This window comes from Pantoea sp. R102 (assembly GCF_004916815.1).
Classification (GTDB): domain Bacteria; phylum Pseudomonadota; class Gammaproteobacteria; order Enterobacterales; family Enterobacteriaceae; genus Pantoea; species Pantoea dispersa.
The window spans coordinates 1-3,796 of sequence record NZ_SDFT01000128.1 but is presented as its reverse complement, the minus strand read 5'-3'; the positions used below and the strand labels follow the sequence as shown (position 1 = coordinate 3,796).

Sequence of the window (3,796 nt, the reverse complement as noted above, 5' to 3'; positions counted from 1 at the left end):
GCGGCTGGAAGATTTTGCCGAAGGTGCACTCAATCCGGCGGTGATGCCGCTGGCGGCCAAAGTGCGTCGCACGCTAGATGCGTCCGCGCCGCCCGATGCGCTCAACCCGGCGCGGCGTTTTCATCTCGTCACGCTGACGCTGAAAGAGGGTCGTCAGCTGCAGCAGCGCCGCACGCGGCAGCAGTCGCTGGCGGATGGCGTAGATGTGGCGGCCAAACTGCGTCAGGCGCTGCGCCATGAAGTGCCGGCGCGCCAGCAGCAGTTACTGGCTATCAGCGAGCTGCAAAGCACGGCGGATTTGGCTACATTAAGCCAACTGTTGCGCGCCTGAATCCTGCCGGCGCGCGTTCTTCGCTTAAGGCTGGCGTATCATGTCTAAAACTCAGCGGCTTCCCGAACTGCTGCAATTGCTGCGCTGTCATCGCTATCCGCTGACCGCGCAGCGTATCGCTGAGCAGCTGCATATCAGCGTGCGCACCGTCTATCGTGACATTCTTAGTTTGCAGCAGCAGGGCGTAGAGATTGAGGGCAGCGCGGGCGTTGGTTATTTACTGAAATCCGACGGCCATTTGCCGCCGCTGATGTTTTCCCGTCAGGAGATTGATGCGCTGGTGCTTGGGCTCAACTGGGTCACCCGACACACCGACGATGAGCTTAAGTCCGCCGCGCGCCATGCGCTGGCTAAAGTCCAGGCTGTGATTCCGCCGCATCTCACGCAGAGTATCGATCACCAGTCGCTGCTGATCGCCTCCCAGGGCGAAGCGTTGTTCGAAACCCATCTGCCGCAGATTCGCCAGGCGATCCATCAGCGCAGCAAGATCAGCCTGCGCTACAAAGATCTGCAGGATAACCTCTCCACCCGCACCATCTGGCCGGTGGTGATTGGCTACTTTGATCGCGTGCGCCTGCTGTGCGGCTGGTGCGAACTGCGCCAGGAGTTCCGCAATTTCCGCGTCGACCGCATTGAAGCGATCAGCGTCACCAGCGAACTCTATCCCGGCACGCGTCATCAGTTGCTGAAGCGCTGGCGGGATTATCACCATTTGCGTCACCCGGTGGACAGCGCGACACGCTAGCGACATAAGGTTGCCATAAGCGACAAAATGTCGCATACTTAGCCGCGTGCAGCAGTAATCGCAACTCAACATTACAACAGTCAGTCCATCACCGCTTTCATCCGCGAGGTAATATTCATGGCCACAAGTATTCGTTTAGACGATGACTTCGTGAGCGACGTAAAAATTCACGCTGAAGCCGCCAGCCGCAGCATTCCAAAGCAGATTGAGCATTGGGCGAAGATCGGCCGGATTGCTGAGGATAATCCGGACTTACCGTATAGCTTCATCGCTGAAGTATTGATCGCCCAGGCTGAAGTCGATAATCAGAAGGTTTCGCCGTATGTCCGCCGAACACCCCGATCCAAAACCACAAAATAGCATCGAGGTTTATCAAACACGCCGCTTTGAAAAAACGCTCGATAAATTGCCCGATACACAGCGTGCCATCGTCGAGGATGAGATCGACAGGATTGTTGATGCGCCTGAAATCGGTGAGCTCAAGAGAGGTGACTTAAACTTTTTACGCGTGCACAAATTTCAGCTGAATAACCGCCTGACGCTGTTGGGTTATAGCTGGGTGGAAAATAAACTGGAACTGTATCTGCTGGATATCGGACCCCATGAGAATTTCTATCAGGAACAGAAAAAGCACCGTAAAGCCGATCTGAAAATTATCAGTTAACCCATCGACTCCTGACAAAATCTGTCACAGCCTCCCCCTACTATGCAGCGGTAAACACACAAGGAGATCACCATGCTTACCGCTAACATGACCATTATTTATGTGCCCAACGTCGTGAAAAGTGCTGACTTTTATGCCGCGCTGTTCGACATCAAACCCGCAGAACTCAGCCCGACCTTTGCCATGTTTGTGTTTGAGAGCGGCTTTAAACTGGGTATCTGGTCGCAGTATATCGTTGAACCCGCACTCTCCCTGCCTGCCAGTGAAGCGCGTAGCGAAATTGTGTTTAAAACCGCGCGCAAAGACGATGTCGATTTTCTTTATCACGAATGGGGCGTGCTGCGTGAAATCACCATTATTCAGTCGCCGGTGCGCATGGACTTTGGCTACACCTTTACCGCGCTGGACCCGGACGGGCACCGCCTGCGTGTCTGCTATTTACAGCTGGATGAGTAAGTGAAGAGACCTGGCGCTGACGGTTGCAGGTTGTTAAATGTGCTGAGCAATCATTAACTATATTTATATTCTTAATTGCCGGTTAATGACATTAACGCTGCTGTTCAGTTAAGCAACGTGCAGGTAATTCATCCTGGTGGATAGCGGTGCGATTTATCGCGCAATAAGTTGCACCGCTACACAGTGCGCGAGAAGCTTGTATTACCTCAGGCTAATTACCATATATTTCAGTTTATTAAAGTAATTCTTGTCATCGTTGACTTTACCCGTCATTACCGCTCCCATCCCACATCGCGCTTTTTTTAAAATGCCTTCCGTGTATGCCATAAATAAAATCTACTGAATACAGCCACCTGAACACGCTACGTCATTTCCAGGACAAGTCTTGTTACTGTTAAATATTAATTACGTTTTTATGGGCCTCTGCACAGGCTGCAGTGTACCTGTAGCCCGACCATGGATAAGGCCAGGCGATTAAACGCCGTACTACACCGGGATGTGATGATGAACAGTAATCTGCTTAACCTGCGCCAGCAGCGCGCGACGCGCACGCTATTTTTTATCGCCGGACTGGGCATGGCCGCCTGGGCGCCGCTTATTCCCTTCGCCAAAGCGCAGCTGGCGATCAATGACGGCATGCTGGGGCTGCTGCTGTTCTGTATCGCTGCAGGCTCCATGTCAGTTATGCCCTTTACCGGCGCGCTGATTGCCCGCTTTGGCTGTCGCACACTGCTGCTGCTGTGCGGTGCCGGACTGGCCCTGGATCTGCCGCTGCTGATGCTGCTGTCCTCACCACTGCCGATGGCGGGCGCGCTGTTGCTCTTCGGCGCGATCAACGGACTGATGGATGTCAGCATGAATTATCAGGCGGTGATCGTGGAGCGCGAGGCCGGGGTCAGCAAGATGTCGGGCTTTCACGGCTTTTACAGTCTTGGCAGCATTGCTGGCGCCGGCGCGGTGAGTCTGCTGCTGTGGCTGCAGGTTGCGCCTCTGCTGGCGCTGCTGCCGCTGTGTGTGTTGATTTTATTGCTGCTGCTGATGAGCCATACCGCCCTGTTGCCCCGTCGCCGCACGGATGCAAAACCAACGCGCGGTACGCTGCGCGCCCTGACGCACCGTAACGTGGTGCTGATTGCCCTGCTGTGTTTCCTGCTGTTCCTCACCGAAGGCGCCATGCTCGACTGGTCAGCGGTGTTTGTGAACAGTGAGCGCGCCATGTCGATGCAGCTGGCCGGTTTCAGCTTCACGCTGTACGCCACGGCTGTCGCCACGCTGCGCCTGTTTGGCGATCGGCTGATTAATCACTATGGCAGTCGCCGCGTGCTCACCTGGGGCGGTCTCGTCGCCAGCGGAGGGCTGGCATTAGCGATTTTCTCCGTCTGGCTGTGGAGTGCCCTGCTCGGCTTTGTGCTGGTGGGTATCGGTCTGGCCAATATCGTGCCGATTTTATTCAACGCGGCGGGTAACCAGCGCACTGTCGCCGCGCATTACGCCATACCGGCCGTCACGCTGTGCGGTTACTCCGGGCTACTGCTGGGCCCGGCGCTGATTGGCTTTAGCGCCCAGCTTACGTCCCTGACCACCACGCTCAGCGCCGGCA

The 3,796-nt window shown here is 55.5% G+C and carries 5 protein-coding genes and 1 pseudogene; all 6 read left to right on the top strand.

Annotated elements, in window-relative coordinates; translation table 11 throughout:
* A pseudogene (locus ERD80_RS14120) lies at positions 1–331 on the top strand (2-methylcitrate dehydratase); the annotation flags it as partial.
* A gap of 40 nt (positions 332–371) precedes the next feature.
* On the top strand, positions 372–1,076 hold the full coding sequence (locus ERD80_RS14115) for a YafY family protein (protein WP_136547315.1): 705 nt from the start codon (positions 372–374) through the stop codon (positions 1,074–1,076).
* 117 nt (positions 1,077–1,193) lie between these two features.
* Positions 1,194–1,436, top strand: coding sequence for a ParD-like family protein (locus ERD80_RS14110; RefSeq protein ID WP_071813632.1), 243 nt, complete (start codon positions 1,194–1,196; stop codon positions 1,434–1,436).
* A complete protein-coding gene (locus ERD80_RS14105; RefSeq protein ID WP_021313439.1) occupies positions 1,399–1,740 on the top strand; it encodes a type II toxin-antitoxin system RelE/ParE family toxin in 342 nt (113 codons plus the stop codon). Before ERD80_RS14110 ends, ERD80_RS14105 begins: the two co-directional genes overlap by 38 nt.
* A 72-nt stretch (positions 1,741–1,812) precedes the next feature.
* Positions 1,813–2,196 carry a VOC family protein gene (locus ERD80_RS14100; RefSeq protein WP_136547313.1) on the top strand — a complete coding sequence of 128 codons (384 nt, stop codon included), beginning with the start codon at positions 1,813–1,815 and terminating at the stop codon, positions 2,194–2,196.
* 501 nt (positions 2,197–2,697) lie between these two features.
* Positions 2,698–3,796, top strand: a 1,099-nt coding sequence (locus tag ERD80_RS14095) for an MFS transporter (RefSeq protein ID WP_136547311.1), incomplete at its 3' end; no start/stop codon positions are given.

What these genes read in the sequence shown, in the direction of transcription:
- ERD80_RS14115 (WP_136547315.1), top strand. Translation starts at nt 372, where the DNA reads ATGTCTAAAACTCAGCGGCTTCCCGAACTGCTGCAATTGCTGCGCTGT.
- ERD80_RS14110 (WP_071813632.1), top strand. Translation starts at nt 1,194, where the DNA reads ATGGCCACAAGTATTCGTTTAGACGATGACTTCGTGAGCGACGTAAAA.
- ERD80_RS14105 (WP_021313439.1), top strand. Translation starts at nt 1,399, where the DNA reads ATGTCCGCCGAACACCCCGATCCAAAACCACAAAATAGCATCGAGGTT.
- ERD80_RS14100 (WP_136547313.1), top strand. Translation starts at nt 1,813, where the DNA reads ATGCTTACCGCTAACATGACCATTATTTATGTGCCCAACGTCGTGAAA.